At 62.5% G+C, this 15,265-nt stretch carries 9 protein-coding genes; 4 read left to right on the plus strand and 5 right to left on the minus strand.

Going from position 1 to position 15,265, the window contains the following annotated elements; translation table 11 throughout:
- Positions 1-376: 376 nt before the first annotated feature.
- Positions 377-2,083 carry a cyclic peptide export ABC transporter gene (locus ACWNZ1_RS09950; protein WP_135845727.1) on the minus strand — a complete coding sequence of 569 codons (1,707 nt, stop codon included), beginning with the start codon at positions 2,081-2,083 and terminating at the stop codon, positions 377-379.
- Positions 2,084-2,117: 34 nt separating this feature from the next.
- Complete coding sequence (locus tag ACWNZ1_RS09955; protein WP_135845728.1) at positions 2,118-3,179, minus strand: TauD/TfdA family dioxygenase; 1,062 nt, start codon at positions 3,177-3,179, stop codon at positions 2,118-2,120.
- Positions 3,180-3,522: 343 nt separating this feature from the next.
- On the opposite strand from ACWNZ1_RS09955, the gene syrB1 reads away from it, so the two are divergent.
- The 3 genes from syrB1 (at position 3,523) to syrC (ending at position 7,593) form a co-directional block, all read left to right on the plus strand.
- Positions 3,523-5,370 (plus strand): syringomycin E biosynthesis L-threonine--[L-threonyl-carrier protein] ligase SyrB1, encoded by a 1,848-nt coding sequence (gene syrB1 / locus ACWNZ1_RS09960; RefSeq protein WP_256453221.1) that lies wholly within the window; start codon positions 3,523-3,525, stop codon positions 5,368-5,370.
- Positions 5,371-5,387: 17 nt separating this feature from the next.
- The gene (syrB2, locus tag ACWNZ1_RS09965; RefSeq protein ID WP_135845730.1) at positions 5,388-6,320 is read left to right on the plus strand and encodes a syringomycin E biosynthesis L-threonyl-[L-threonyl-carrier protein] 4-chlorinase SyrB2; all 933 of its coding nucleotides are present in this window, start codon (positions 5,388-5,390) and stop codon (positions 6,318-6,320) included.
- 61 nt (positions 6,321-6,381) lie between these two features.
- Complete coding sequence (gene syrC, locus ACWNZ1_RS09970) at positions 6,382-7,593, plus strand: syringomycin E biosynthesis aminoacyltransferase SyrC (protein WP_135845731.1); 1,212 nt, start codon at positions 6,382-6,384, stop codon at positions 7,591-7,593.
- A 379-nt stretch (positions 7,594-7,972) separates the two neighbouring features.
- On the opposite strand, the gene ACWNZ1_RS09975 is transcribed toward syrC, so the two are convergent.
- The 3 genes from ACWNZ1_RS09975 to ACWNZ1_RS09985 form a co-directional block, all read right to left on the minus strand.
- Positions 7,973-8,584 (minus strand): aspartyl/asparaginyl beta-hydroxylase domain-containing protein, encoded by a 612-nt coding sequence (locus ACWNZ1_RS09975; RefSeq protein ID WP_210644676.1) that lies wholly within the window; start codon positions 8,582-8,584, stop codon positions 7,973-7,975.
- A 155-nt stretch (positions 8,585-8,739) separates the two neighbouring features.
- On the minus strand, positions 8,740-10,110 hold the full coding sequence (locus ACWNZ1_RS09980; RefSeq protein WP_456027614.1) for an MFS transporter: 1,371 nt from the start codon (positions 10,108-10,110) through the stop codon (positions 8,740-8,742).
- Positions 10,107-11,111 carry a cupin-like domain-containing protein gene (locus ACWNZ1_RS09985; RefSeq protein ID WP_135845734.1) on the minus strand — a complete coding sequence of 335 codons (1,005 nt, stop codon included), beginning with the start codon at positions 11,109-11,111 and terminating at the stop codon, positions 10,107-10,109. Before ACWNZ1_RS09985 ends, ACWNZ1_RS09980 begins: the two co-directional genes overlap by 4 nt.
- Positions 11,112-11,408: 297 nt before the next feature.
- Between ACWNZ1_RS09985 and ACWNZ1_RS09990 the strand changes: the two genes are divergently transcribed.
- A partial coding sequence (locus ACWNZ1_RS09990; RefSeq protein WP_456027615.1) for a non-ribosomal peptide synthetase occupies positions 11,409-15,265 on the plus strand: 3,857 nt, incomplete at its 3' end.

Raw genomic sequence — 15,265 nt, forward strand, 5'->3', positions numbered from 1 at the left:
CACCCGAACGCGGACCGACAACGGACTGCCCTGGGCCATCCTGCCCGGTTGCTGTCCATCGCACCGGTTGGCCAAACGGCCGGTTGCAACAACGTCACCCACCACACGCGCAAAGAAAAATTTCATACGGTCCTTCTCAGAGATTTGTCAGTGCTGCCCGGGTTGAATGCAACAGGCACGCCTGGAATTGATGCAAATCCGCGCGGGTAGTCGGCGCGGCATTGGGTCGGTCGAACGACCGGAGCGTTCTTGCATGGCGCAGGCACCCGGCGCCGGACTCACGTCTGCCGGGTGGGGGCGGTGCCAAGCGGTTTCACGGGTGTTCAGCAGTACTGTCACGACATCGCGGGCCGGACCCTGGGACCTGAATGGACATTCAGGCTCGCTTGTCGCGCAGGGCGCAGTTGATATCGGAAACGATCTGGCCATCCGATAACTTGATGATGCGATCGGCCAGTTGGAAATACTGGTCGTCATGGGTAATGATCAGCACCGTCTTGCCACGACGCTTGAGGTCGGGCAGCAGTTCCTCGTAGAAGAACTTCTTGAACGGCGGGTCCTGGTCCGCGGCCCATTCGTCCAGTACGTAGACCGACCGGTCTTCCATGTAGGCGCACACCAGCGCCAGGCGTTTTTGCTGGCCATAGGACAAGGCCTTCAAGGTTGAATACCCCTGCCCTTCGATCTTGATCTTGTCGGCCAGCCCCAGGGTTTCGAGGTACTTGCTCGCCAGCGTCGGGCTGCCGTCCTCTTCGTCGGGGCCGATGAGACGGTTGAACAAGTGGAAATCGGAAAACACCGCAGAGAACAAATCACGATAGTCATTGCGACTTTCATCGGTGATGGGCTTGCCATCGAGCAGGACCTCACCATCCTGGGGGATGTAGAGCCCGCAGAGGAGCTTGGCCAAGGTGCTCTTGCCGCAACCATTGCCACCGACGATGTAGATCAACTCGCCTGCCTGCACCGTCAGGTCGATGGGCCCCAGGGAGAAACCGGTCTCCGCATGCATATCCTGGTAGTGCATGCGCACGGCTTTCAATTCGATGCGATTCCACGACTTCTTGTGCTCCAGCAGATGAACCTTGGGCACGTCGGTCTCGATCGGCTCCGGATGCGGATCGTTGATCGAGAAACCAAACTCCGAAAGACGTGTACAGGCCACCCGGCCCGCCGCCAGCAAGGGCATCGCCCCGACCAGCAACGACAACGGGCCCATGATGTACAACACGGCCAGGACGCTGGCGGTCATGATTTTCGGATCGACGGCACTGACCAGGGGCGCGGCGAACAGCAGACAACCGATCAGCAACGACAGCGTGAACTGCCCGACGTTGTCGGCGGCGGTGTACCACAGGCGCTCCACGAAGTTGTAGCGCGCCACACGGGTGGAAGACGCCTCGATGGCCGAGCGACCGAACCAACGGCGCCGCACGCCATTGAGCTTCAGCTCCTTCAGGCCGAACACCAGCGCGTGGGTGTACTCATTGAACGCGGTGTATTCATCCCGTACGCGGGACGTGTTCCTGACGCCACAGGAAAAGAAGAACAGATACAGCCCCACTCCCAGGATCATCAGTGAAACCGTCAAGGCCAAAACCACCCACGACAGGTAAGCCAGGTAGGCGATGCCGAACAGAAAGACCGTCGTCTCCACCAGGATCGTGGGCATGATGATCAACGTGGTATTCAATTGCGGGATGTCGTTGGTCAACATCGTCAGCACATTGGGCGGGCCGCGCCGGTCCACTTCTTCCAGCGGCGTGGCGAGGATCTTGCGACACAGCGCAATGCGCAGGCGCGTCATGATCCGCATGCTGGCGTAAGCCGGGAACAAGGCTGCACCGTTGCGCAAGATCAGCGCCGTGGCACTGAGCCCGATGAACCAGTACAGCGCGTGCAGGCGAGAGCCGTCATTGTGGATCGCATCGTTGATCACACTCACCACCGCGATAGACGCGACCCCGCTGATGACACCGCAGACCAAGGTAAAGAGCGTCAGCCAGGGGTGGTTGCGCCACAGCAGGCGCATGACCGAGCCTGGTCTGGGCTTCTTCACTTTCTTCGCTTTCTTCTCTTTCATCGGTAGCTATCCTCGAGTGGAGTCGCGAAAAGGCTCACGCCGGCTGCCATACGTCGCCGCGGGCGGTCATCTCGCCCATGGCCACGACAATCAGGCGCGGCTCCTCGTAAGGATCGCGAGCATGGGCGGCCAACATGTTGTCGAGCATCACCACATCGCCCTTGCGCCAGGCGAACCTGACGGCACAGGCCTCATAGGCCTCGCCGAGCAACGCCATGACGTTGTCTTCTATCGGTGTTCCGTCGCCATAACTGACCATGCGTGGCAGACGATCGGCGCCGAACATATCGAGCAGGTCTTCGCGCATTTCCTCGCCCAGACAAAACGGATGGTGCAGCTGGACCTGGTTGAAGAAGGCGCGCTCGCCGGTCACCGGGTGCTTGATGACCGCCGGGCAGAGGGTGCGCACTTGCAGGGTTTCGCCGTCGAGCCATTCGAAATCGGTGCCCTGCTCCCGGCAACGCTGCTCGACAGCCGCGCGGTCGGTGGTGCCAAAGAACGACTCCCAGCTCGGCTCGACACCGACGGTAAAGGTGCGGCTGTACATCAAGCCTTTCTGTTCGAAGCGCGCCACCACCTCCGCCGGCAGGCATTGCAGTACCTGCCGGATGTCCGCCAGGGGGGTCGCGCCGCCGACCCGTGACGGCTGCTCGCAGTAGAACCATTGCTTGCGCGGCCAGCTTTCCAGGTGCGAACTCTCGTTGTGATAGAGGATCATCTCGCGCTCGGGGTAAGGCGTGGAGCGATAGACGTTGCGTCCGCCCTCCTTTTTCGGCAGGTCGCCGTAACTGCCATGCAGCCCGGGCGACAGGGCTTCGGCGAACGCCTCGAAGTCCGGCACCGAGGCCAAGTCAAAACCGCGAAACAGCACCGCGCCGTGGCGACACAGCAACGCCTCGATCGCCTCGCGATGGGTGCTGGCCCACAGCGACGGGTCCAGCCCCGGCTCGATGGGTTCTATCACCACCGGCAAACTCAAACCGTCGGCGAGCGACGACAGCCTTACCGATTCGCCGGCGCCGTGACCGGGCCAGACGAGCGAATCCGCCACCCCGTCAGAGGGCATGACGGGTGAAGCGTCAGTTTGAAGACTCATGCATAACTCCTGAACCACAGATCCTCGGATCCACGTCGCAGGGCCAAATCAATACGCCCCACCATCGGGCAAGGATAAAAACACTGATCCGCGATGGTGTCTGGCACCGCAAACCGGGACAGAGCCCGGCACCTGTCGCTACACCGACACGGTCGATCCGCATCAGGATCGTTTGTCCCCATTTCCCCCGACAGACGCAGACACGAAGTCGGTGCTGAAATGCGCCAGCTGCGATTCGCACAGGTACCTCCAACGATCCCGTGGGCCGCAGTGACGTATCGAGTGCAGCGGTTTGCGTACCACGCAAACACGCTGCACGTGGCATTTAACAGGAGCGTTAGTCATGCCGATTAAGAACACTGGCGGATCGGTCAACCCCGCGCCAGCCCCCCTCACGTCTGGTGCATTGCTGCATGAAATATTCACCGCCCGGGCCCGTGAATTCCCCGAGCGAACCGCGGTATCCGACGCCTCGCGCTCATTGAGCTATGCCCAACTCGACGCGGCGTCGTCGAAGCTGGCGGCCCGGCTTCGCCAGGAAGGCGTCCAGGACGGCATGCTGGTGGGGATGTGCCTGCCACGCGGCGTCGACCTGGTCATCAGCCTGCTGGGCATTCTCAAGGCCGGTGGCGCTTATGTCCCGGTCGACCCGCAGTACCCTGGCAAGCGTGTCGAACACATCGTTCGCGACAGTGGCCTGAACCTGGTGATCGGCGAACTGGCCGACCTGCCGCAGAGCGCGTCCGTGCGCGTCCTGCCCCTCGCCGATCTGCTGGTCGGTCCGGACCTGGCACCACTTGCCGACAGCGACCGTCGCCACCCCGACGAGGCCGCGGCGTACGTCATCTACACCTCCGGCTCAACCGGGGAACCCAAGGGTGTCCTGGTCGCGCACGGCAATGTCAGCCGTCTGCTGGAAAGCACCCAGCGTTCGTTCGCCTTCAACGAGAACGACGTCTGGTCGATGTTCCACTCCATCGGCTTCGATTTTTCGGTCTGGGAAATCTGGGGCGCCCTCGCCCACGGCGGCCACGTAGCCGTAGTGCCTTACGAGGTGTCGCGCTCGCCCGATGACATGCGCCAATGGTTGGCGGACCAGGGTGTGACAGTCCTGAGCCAGACACCCTCGGCGTTCCGTGGCCTCGATGAAGCCGACCGCTCCGCCCCTGCCCCCCTGGCGCTGCGCTATGTGGTGTTCGGCGGCGAGGCGCTACCGGCCACCGTGCTGCGCCCATGGGTCGAGCGTCACGGCGATCAGAAGCCGGCCTTGATCAACATGTACGGCATCACCGAAGCCACCGTCCACACCACCTTCAAGCGCGTGCTCGGCCAGGACCTGGAAAGCGCCGCCATGGTTTCCATCGGCGCGCCACTGGATGGCTGGCGTTTGCATCTGCTCGACGCCGATCAGCAACCGGTGCCCCAAGGCAACGCCGGTGAGCTGTACATCGAAGGTGCCGGTGTAGCGCTGGGCTACCTGAATCGCCCTACCCTGAATGCCGAGCGCTTCGTCCAGTTGCCGGGCACCTCGAGCCGTGCCTATCGCACCGGAGACCTGCTGGTCCTGGGGGATGACGGCGAGTACCGCTACGCCGGACGTTGCGATGAACAATTGAAGATCCGTGGTTTCCGGATCGAGCCGGGAGAAGTCGAGGCTTGCCTGCAAACCAGCCCGGCCATCGCTGCGGCCCATGTCGTCGGCCACGATTACGGCGAGGGCGACTGGCGCCTGGTCACCTACGTGGTGCCGTCGCAGGGCGTCGACGCCTGGACCGAACAGACCCGCAACGAAGTGGCCGCGCTGGTGGCCGCCAGTCTGCCGGACTACATGCGTCCTTCAGCCTACATTGCATTGGCGCAATTGCCGGTCACGGACCACGGCAAGATCGACAAGGCCCGCCTGCCCTCGCCTGACTCGGTACCTTCGAGCGTGGAACATGCCAGCGAACCCGGCCTCACTGAACAGGAGCAGTTCGTGCTCAAGATCTGGTCGGACGATATCGGCCTGAAGAACATTGGCCTGAACGATGACTTCTTCGATTTCGGCGGCACCTCCCTGGCCCTGATCCGCTCGCTGAGCACGCTCAAGGCCCATTACCGGGTCAACCTCGACCCAGGCGTGCTGGCAGATGGCGCGACCGCCAAGGTATTGGCCGGTTGCATCCAGCGTTCCCTTGTTCAAGCCCATTGATCGAAAAGGAAAAGCCCATGAGCAAAAAATTCGCCTTGACCCCGGAAGAACGTGCGTCCTTTGAAAAGAACGGTTTCATCGGCCCGTTCGACGCCTATTCGCCAGAAGAAATGAAAGAGACCTGGAAGCGCACCCGTCTGCGCCTGCTCGACCGCAGCGCCGCGGCATACCAGGATCTGGATGCGATCTCCGGCGCCACCAACATCGCCAACTATGATCGCCACCTGGACGACGAATTCCTCGCCAGTCACATCTGTCGCCCGCAAATCTGCGACCGCGTCGAGAGCATTCTCGGCCCGGATGTATTGTGCTGGCGTACCGAATTTTTCCCTAAATACCCGGGCGACGAAGGCACCGACTGGCACCAGGCCGACACCTTTGCCAATGCGTCGGGCAAGCCGCAGATCCTCTGGCCGGAAAATGAAGACTTCGGCGGCACCATTACCGTCTGGACCGCCTTCACCGACGCCAACATTGCCAACGGTTGCCTGCAATTCATTCCAGGCACCCAGAACAGCATGAACTACGATGAAACCAAGCGCATGAGCTACGAACCCGAGACCAACAACTCGGTGGTCAAGGATGGTGTGCGACGCGGTTTCTTCGGCTACGACTATCGCCAGCTGCAGATCGACGAGAACTGGAAACCTGACGAAGCCGCCGCCGTGCCCATGCAGATGAAAGCCGGTCAGTTCATCATTTTCTGGTCGACCCTGATGCACGCCTCCTATCCCCACAGCGGTGAGTCCCAGGACATGCGCATGGGCTTCGCTTCGCGCTATGTGCCGTCGTTCGTGAAGATTTATCCGGACTCCGACCACATCGAGGAATACGGCGGTCGTATCAGCCTGGAAAAATACGGAGCGGTCCAAGTGATCGGGGACAAGACCCCGGAATACAACCGCCTTGTCACCCACACCACCCGAGGCAAGAAATTCGAAGCGGTCTGATTTTCTCAGTGCCATATGACAGTTGGCATGCGTAACGTGCCTGACAGGAGTCCCCCAATCCATGACTATTTCCACCGACGCAGCCACGCGCCTGTGTGAGACCGTGAGGATGCTTAGGCACCTTGCCATCCATCTGCCCGATCCTATCTGCCTGAGCTTTCTCGCCCAGGGGAGCGACCTGACACCCGATCAGTCCTCCCCTAGCGTCAGAGCCACGGAGCGGGCGGTCAGTACCGCCTTCGCGCGGATCGGCGTCAAGGCCGTGCAGTACTTGCACGACGGCGAGACGCAACTGTCGTCCTTCGAAATGTTTATCAGCAAGAAAATCTGCCAGGCGCTCGATTTCTCCTACGACCACTTCGACGACGTCGACAGTGCCAAGGAGTTCGGACGCCTGGTCAGACACTTCGATTTCAGCGGTGCAGTGCCCGAGGTCGAGACACTGCACCTGATCACCCGCGACAACGTGGCGCTATCGGTCCACGCCAGTACCGAGCGCCAGCGCCCGGCCATCGTCCTGGCCCTGCCCTGTGGCATGCCATTCGACTTGTGCCGCGAGTGGTTCAACGCATTGAGCGAGCGGTTCTTCGTGGTCACCTGGGAAACCCGTGGGCTATTCGGTTCCTGCACCTCGTTCGACCAGTTGTCGGTGGATACCGACGCCCAGGTCGGCGACCTGATCAACGTGATGAATCACTACGGATTGCAGAGCGCGCACCTGATGGGCATCTGCGGCGGGGCGGTGATTGCGCTGAGCGCTGCCGCCACCTATCCGGATCGGGTCAACTCCCTGAGCCTTTGGCATGGTGATTACAACCTGGGCGACGACAGCCTGCGCACCGCCCACCAGCAGAACTTCGAATGGCTGATGGAATCGGCCGCCGTGGACCGTAACGAAGCCAGCGACTTGCAGGCGTTGTTCCTGGACCAGGCGACACTGGCGACCATTCCGGACTCCATCGCCCATGCGGCGCTCTATCCTTACGTCAATGAGGAGCTGTTCTACCGCTATGCACGGCTCAACGATGCGCTGAACAAGACCGAGTTGAAGTCGCGCCTGGAACAGATCACCGTGCCCACCCTGGTGGTCGCCGGCGACGCCGATGAAACCACTCACATCGGCGGTTCCCGGCTCATTGCCGAGGCCATCAGCGACGCCCTGCTGCATGTGGAACGCAACGGCAGTCATCTGGCGTTCTTCGAGTCCACCCAGCGCTCGAAGCACACCGCTTTCCACTTCCTGGAATCGACCCTCGAAGCGACGGCTGTTTGACCTCGGCGAACCTGGGCAAAGCAAAACCTGTGGGAGCGAACTTGCTCCCACATTGGTTCTCGGTGGGCCACAGACTTGGCGTTCGCCACAGATCCCGTGGGAGCGAGCCTGCTCGCGATGAAGCCAGGCCAGTCACCATCACCAGTGACTGACCCACCGCTATCGCGAGCAGGCTCGCTCCCACACGAGTTTCTCCAGCATTAATAAATCCGGTGTCCTCCACTCGTACGTGTGGGAGCGGGCTTGCCTGCGACGGGGCCGTGTCAGTCGCCATCCCAGTGACTGACCCACCGCCATCGCGAGCAAGCTCGCTCCCACAATGGAATCGCGGCGACCTCAATCTCCCGGTCGCCACCCTCCCCCCTGCCACAGATCCACCTCAAGCCACCATGTGCTTCTCACGATGAAACTCAAGATACAGCACAGTCCGGTGCGCCCGAGAAGCGTTGACGGCAAAGTGGTCGAGAGAGCCGTCGAAGATCACCAGGTTGCCGTTGGTGCTCTGGTTGAAGCTGCCGTTGACGTTGAGGTAGGCATAGTTCTGGGTGGTGGGCGCGTCGATGGTCAGTTGCATGTGCAGCAAGCCTTCTTCCCAGGTACCGGTGTGGGAGTGGGTACCGAGGAACACATTGGGCTCCATGCGCAGCAAGGCACAAAGCTTGATGCCGGGGATTTTCTTCAACAGTTCGATGGTGCCGGGCATGGCGGCCTGGGCGTAGGGGATCGGTGTGTCGTAGGCGACCAGGCCATACTGGGTCCACTCCGGCATGACGTCCATGTCGTCACCCCATCCCCAGAGCCAGCCATACTCGCCGCCGGCCTCCATATGCGCGGTCACTTCGTCGACGATCTCGGTAATCGACTTGCCCACACGGTTGATGGTCAGGGTCGGCGCATCGAGGGCAAGAAATTCCTCGCGGATCACTTCCCAGTTGTCAGCCAGGTTCTTGAGTGCCGGAAAACGGCTGGGTTCATAAAACGACGGGCGCATAGTTGCTCCTTTTATTGAGGGTTGTCGATTCCGATGACGCTGCGAAGGCAGCCCTGCCCGCGTGATACGGGCACAGCAGAAGAGCCTGCAAAGGTTGACCCACCGGGCCCGACCTGTCTGTCACGGGAATCCGGTACAGCAGGCCACGCCGGGCATTACAGCGGCTCGACCTGCGGGTTGTCGGCCAGCCGTACGACGGCCGCCTGCGTGGGCGTCTCGTCCAATCGGCGCATCGGCCCATAGAGCAAAACGCTCAAGGGCAGGAGCGCAAACAGTCCGCCGGCCACGACGAACAGCAATCCGACGCCACGCCCCGGCCCTACGCCCAGCCAGCGCCCGATCGACTCGGCATAGAGGCCACCCGGCATCAGCGCCGGCTGGAACCAGTGATCCACCAGGAAGCCACCGACGATCACCGCCAGGCTGGTGGTGGCAATGGTCAACATGCTGATCAGCGCAAAGACACTGGCCCGGCTGCTGGCGGGAATCCTGCGCATCCAGAGCGAGTTCACACTGGCATCGGCGATACTCGCCATGGTGATGGCGACAAAGGCCAGCGCGCAGTACGCAACGGCCTGCGACACCATCCCCAGGGCAACGACACAGGCCGCCAGCAACAGATCGGCCACCGCCACCAGCGCCATCAAGCGTCGCGGGTTGCCCATGGAAATCAGCAGTCCCGCACCGGCCAAACCACCCAGGGCCGCCCAGGTGTAAGCCATGCCCAGCGTCTGGCTGCCCAGGGTCGACAGCAGCAACGGCGTCATCATCAAAGTCGCCAGCGACAATAATGCGGTGCGCATCATGGTGTAGACCAGCAGCCCAGCCATCAGCCGTTCGGCCACGAAAAACTTCAGTGCCGCCGCAACGTTGCTCACCGCGCCCCCGAACACCGAGCCTTTGCCAGTACGCTCATGACGGTCTGACCCACCGCGCACATGGGAGAACGCCTTGATCACCAGCAAGGTGCCGGAACAGAAGGTGATCAGGTCCACCGCCAGGATCGTCACCAGCCCGGCGCTGGCCATGATCGCCCCGGCCAGCAGCGGCGCCACCAGGGCCGAAGCGTTCTTGCTGATGCTGATCAACCCCGAGGCCCGGGTGAACTTGTCAGGGGCGACAATGGTACTGACGGCGGCCTGATAGGCCGGTTTGCGAAAGGCCCCGACAATGGACGCCAGGCAATTGAAAATGTACAGGTGCAGCGGCTCCAGACGTTCGAACCAGAGCAGTGTCATCACCCCCAGGAGCAATACCGCCAGGCTCACATCGCAACAGACAATGATCACCCGGTGGCTGATCCGGTCGGCCAGCCCGCCCGCCAGCGGCAGGAACAGCACCGCCGGCAAGGTCGCTGCCAGCACCACGTTGGCGAAGGCCACCGCCGAACCGGTATGGGTATACACCCAGACGCCCAGGGCGAACTCCATCAACGCGGTGCCGATTACCGCCAGCGACTCACCACACCAGAGGAAATAGAAACCTCGCCCCAGATCAAAGCCCCGGCGACCACTGCCCAAGCTCATGGGCGCACATCGCGAGGCATGGCGACATCGATTAACTTGCTCAACAACCGATAACCCAGGGAATAGGCCACCGCACCCAACACCACCGGCGCATAACGGGAAAACAGATAGGTGCGCAACACCCGCCTGGCGATAGGCGAACTGATGTCGCCGCTGACATGCAAGGGCGTCGGGAAGGTCGCGGCGACGGTGGCGCCGAATTCATCGTCCATCGATTGCACCGCATGCCACCAATAGACCGGGATGTACAACGCATCTCCCGGCTCCACCACCGTGCGCAGCGCTCGCAGTTGCCGAGTACCTGGAAAACGCCCGGTGTCGATGTCGTACAGGTAGCCCGCCTGTTCGATCACTGGTTGCAACGCACGCCAACTGGTTTCGTCCGGCGGCAACAGCAGCACCTCCTTGGCTCCGACCACCTGGGCCATGAACGTTTCATCGACGACATGGAAATGCCAATCGGTGTAGGAGTTGCGGTACAGGAAACTGCGATGGGGCGGGTAATGCCGGGACTTGCCCAACTGCGGCATGAACGGTAACCCACCGACGTCCTCTTTCATCTGCTCGATGGCCGAGCCTTCGGAAAACCGGCAACTGTCGGCCACCCAAGGCCCATCACCCTCACCCAGGCCGTCGAGGAATTCGTGGAACGGCATTTCCCGGTAGACGCTGTTCGCATACTCGGTCAACTCGGCCTTGACCTTGGGACTGGACCAACCGATGACCTCGGAGACGATCTGCGAACGCACCACCACCGCGCTGTTGCGTGAATGGGCCTTGAGGTAATCCAGGCGCTTCCATTTCTGAAAAGCCGGCCAATGTCGCACTGCATTCTTGACCAGGCAGGGGCGGTTGCGATTGACGTACCGACGGGTGAAGTCCTCTTTGGAGATCGACAGCGCATCGATCACTTCGACCGGGCCTGCCTGGGGGTGGTTGGGAAAACGGGACAGGCTCCAGAACTTCGATACCGGGCGGTCCGGTTCGGCAATTAGTGGCATTTTCGACCCTCGCAAGCACACTCAGGGCCGTTGGTATAACAGACTCACGCGACCACGCCCAAGCACCGCCAAGCCCCGTTCCTCGCCGTTGTCCCTGCTTCCCATGACAGACAGTCCCCACCGGATGCTCTAATTTTTTCTCACTTTGTGAAGGGACTCCAGGCGCCCGCGCGCCACCGCCAAGGTCCTTACTCACGGCTATTGATCCGCCGACTGGCAGTCGCCCAGGCCTCCACACATCGCTGCCTTTCGAACGGAGACAAAACCTCAATTGATTCTGCAAGCAGGTGCTCCGATATGGATTCGTCGACCGATATGTCGCTCTCGCAAGATTGCGTGTCCCATGAGCTGGCCTCAGTCCAGCAGGGCATCTGGCTGGACCAGATCGCGCACCCTGACCTGCCCTACTACAACATCGGCATGTCCCTGGAGATCAGGGGTGAGATCAACATCCCATTGTTCGAGAAAGCCATCGAGCTGGTCGCCAACCGTCACGATGCCCTGCGCCTGAGCTTCAGTCATGAGGGTGGCATCGGGCGCCAGCGAGTCCTGCCCGAGGTCAAGGTGAACCTGCAAGTGGTGGAGTTCTCCGAGGAGCAGGCTGCCGCCGGCCTGGCCATGGACTACCTGCGCGACGCTTTCCGCCAGCCGTTCGAATCGCTGACCGGCCAGCTCTGGGAGGCGCGCATGGTCCGTTGTGGCCCGAACCTCCATTACTGGCTCAACCGCTACCACCACCTGGTCACCGACGGCATTGGCGTGGCGCTGATCGGCCACGCCGTGGGCGCGGCCTACAACGGCCTGCTGGCCGGCAATGACGAAGTCGCCCAAGGGCATTCCTACCTGTCGTTCCTGGAAGATGACCGGGCTTACCTCGCATCGTCCCGCTACGAGCGCGACCGCCAGTTCTGGCAGGAAACCTACGCGCAAATGCCGCCATCGCTCTTGCAACGCCGCGCTGACTTCAAGACCGGCCAGGCCAATGCGCTGGCGCCCAGCGCCCAGGTGCAGGCGATGCTTCCCCGGGCGCTGTACAACGCCCTGACGCAATTCGCCAGCGAGCGCAGCCTGTCGGTCGCCCATGTGCTGATCAGCGTGGTGGCCACCTATTTCTGCCGCACCGTGGGGGTCGATGAAATCGTCATCGGCATGCCCGTGCACAACCGCACCACCGCCCGTACCAAAGAAACCGCGGGCATGTTTTCCTCGGTCAGCCCGATCCGCCTGCCTGTCGACTTCGACGCCTCACTGCTGGACCTGATGCATACCGCCGGTGGACAACTGCGCCGCTGCTACCGCCATCAGCGCTTCCCCATCGCCGAGCTCAACCGCAGCCTGCGCCTGGCACAGAGCGGACGTCGGCAACTGTTCGACATTTCCTTGTCGTTCGAAAGCCTGGACGGCGACGATCAGTTCGGCGGCACCTCGTCCACCGTCATCACCATGGATAACGGCTACGAACAGACGCCCATGGCGATCTTCGTGCGCGACTACCATCCGTTCGAAGACGTCCATCTGGACTTCAACTTCAACACCGCCTATTTCAGCCTGGAAGAAGCCCGACTCCTGCAACAACGCATGCTCTCGATGCTCGAAGCGGTGCTGGAGCACCATGACACCGCCGTGGGCCATTACCCGCTCATGAGCCAGGCCGAGCGGCAACGCCTGCAAGTCGAATTCAATGCCACGGCCCGCGACTATCCGCAGGACGTGCTGATCCATCAGTTGTTCGAACAGCAAGCCGAGCAGCGCCCGGCTGCCTGCGCCGTGCGCGACGACACCGGTCCTTTGCTCAGTTACGGCCAACTCAATCGCCAGGCCAACCGGCTCGCCCATCGCCTGATCGAACTGGGGGTGAAGCCGGATGACCGGGTGGCCGTGAGCCTCAGACGCGGGCCGGAAATGGTCGTCGCCCTGCTGGGCATACTCAAGGCTGGCGGCGCCTACGTGCCTATCGACCCGGACCTGCCGAGCGCCCGCCAGGCGTTCATGCTTGCCGACAGTGCCCCGCGAGCCGTGCTGACCAGCCAGGCACTGCTGGCCCAGCTGCCGCCGTTGGATGTTCCGCTGCTGGCACTCGATGGCGACGAAGATCACGCGCAACTGGCCACGCAGCCCGAGCATGACCCGGCGCCACACGCCCTGGGGCTGACACCCCGGCACCTGGCCTACGTGCTCTACACCTCAGGTTCCACCGGCAACCCCAAAGGGGTGATGAATGAACACCTCGGGGTGGTCAACCGCCTGCTGTGGGCCAGGGACCAATACGGCGTCGATACCAGCGACCGGGTGCTGCAAAAGACCCCGTTCGGATTTGACGTGTCGGTCTGGGAGTTTTTCCTGCCGTTGCTGGCCGGCGCCGAGCTGGTCATGGCCCGTCCGGGCGGCCACCAGGAGCCGGATTACCTGGCCCGACTGATGCGCCAGGCCGGCGTCACGCTGCTGCACTTCGTACCGTCGATGCTCGACCTGTTCCTCGAACACCACGACAGACAGGACTTCCCTGCCCTGCGTCGGGTGCTGTGCAGCGGCGAAGCCCTGCCTCGCGGCCTGCAACGGCGCTTCGAACAACAACTGGCGGGGGTCGAGCTGCACAATCTCTATGGTCCGACCGAAGCGGCCATCGACGTCACCGCCTGGCAGTGCCGCCCCAGTGATCCCGGCGAAAGCGTGCCCATCGGCAAGCCGATCGCCAACATCCAGATGCATGTCCTCGACGCCCGGGGCGAACCCCAACCGTTGGGCGTCGCCGGGGAGCTGCACATCGGCGGCATCGGCGTCGCCCGAGGCTACTTGAACCAAGCGGAACTGAGCGCCGAACGGTTCATCGCCGACCCGTTCAGCACTGAACCGAACGCACGCCTGTACAAGACTGGCGACCTTGGCCGGTGGCTGGCCAACGGTGCATTGGAGTACCTGGGGCGCAACGACTTCCAGGTTAAAATCCGCGGCCTGCGCATCGAGATCGGCGAAGTCGAAGCGGCCCTGGCCCTGTGCCCCGGCGTTCGCGAAGTGGTGGTCATTGCCCGGGAAGACCATCCTGGGCAAGCGGACAGCAAACGCCTGGTTGCCTACGTCTGCGGCGAGCCGGTGCCGGCCGAGCAACTGCGTAGCACCCTGCTCAAGCACCTGCCCGAATACATGGTGCCCAGCGCCTTCGTGCACCTGGACACCCTACCCCTCACCGCCAACGGCAAGCTCGACCGCCGCGCCCTGCCTGCGCCGGGCCTGGAATCCCTGGCGAGCAAAACCTACGAAGCGCCCCAGGGCGACACTGAACTCGCCATCGCCGAAATCTGGAAACACCTGCTTGGCCTGAACCAGGTCGGCCGTCACGACGGTTTCCTCGAACTCGGCGGTCACTCGCTGCTGACCGTGCAACTGCAAGCGCGTCTGCACCAGGACCTCGGTGTCGAGATCGACCTGCGCACCCTCTTCGCCCAGACCTCGTTGAGTGAACTGGCCCAACGGGTGGAACAGGCCGGCCAGTCCCAGGTCCAGCCGATTGCCGTGGTGTCCCGCGAGCAAGCATTGCCGCTGTCCCTGGCCCAACAACGCCTGTGGTTCCTCGATCAACTGGACCACGCCGCCAGCGTCGCCTATCACATGCCCGCTGCCCTGCACCTGCGCGGCCAGCTGGATCGCCACGCCTTGCAACGCGCCCTGGACCGCATCGTCGCCCGCCACGAAAGCCTGCGCACCACCTTCGAGCGCCATGACGGCGAGGTTCGCCAGCGCTTCGCCGCCGCCGACATCGGCTTCGCCTTGCAGGAACACGACCTGCAAGCCCTCGACGTCGAGGCCCGGCAGGCGGCCGTCGAGCAATTGACCCAGGCCGAAGCGCGGGACGCTTTCGATCTGAGCCAGGGACCGCTGATTCGTGGCCGCCTGCTGCGCCTGGACGCCGACGAACATATTCTGCTGGTAACCCAGCACCACATCGTCTCCGACGGTTGGTCGGTGGCGGTGTTGATCGGTGAATTCAACGCGCTCTATGCCGCCTTCAGCCAGGATCTCGACGATCCACTGCCGGCCCTGGCCCTGCAATACGCCGACTATGCCGCCTGGCAACAGCAACACCTGCAAGGTGAACGCCTGCACGCCCAGGTCGGCTTCTGGAAGGAACACCTCGCCGGTGCCCCGGCACTGCTGGA

The sequence above is a fragment of the Pseudomonas sp. CFBP 5748 genome (assembly GCF_053850495.1).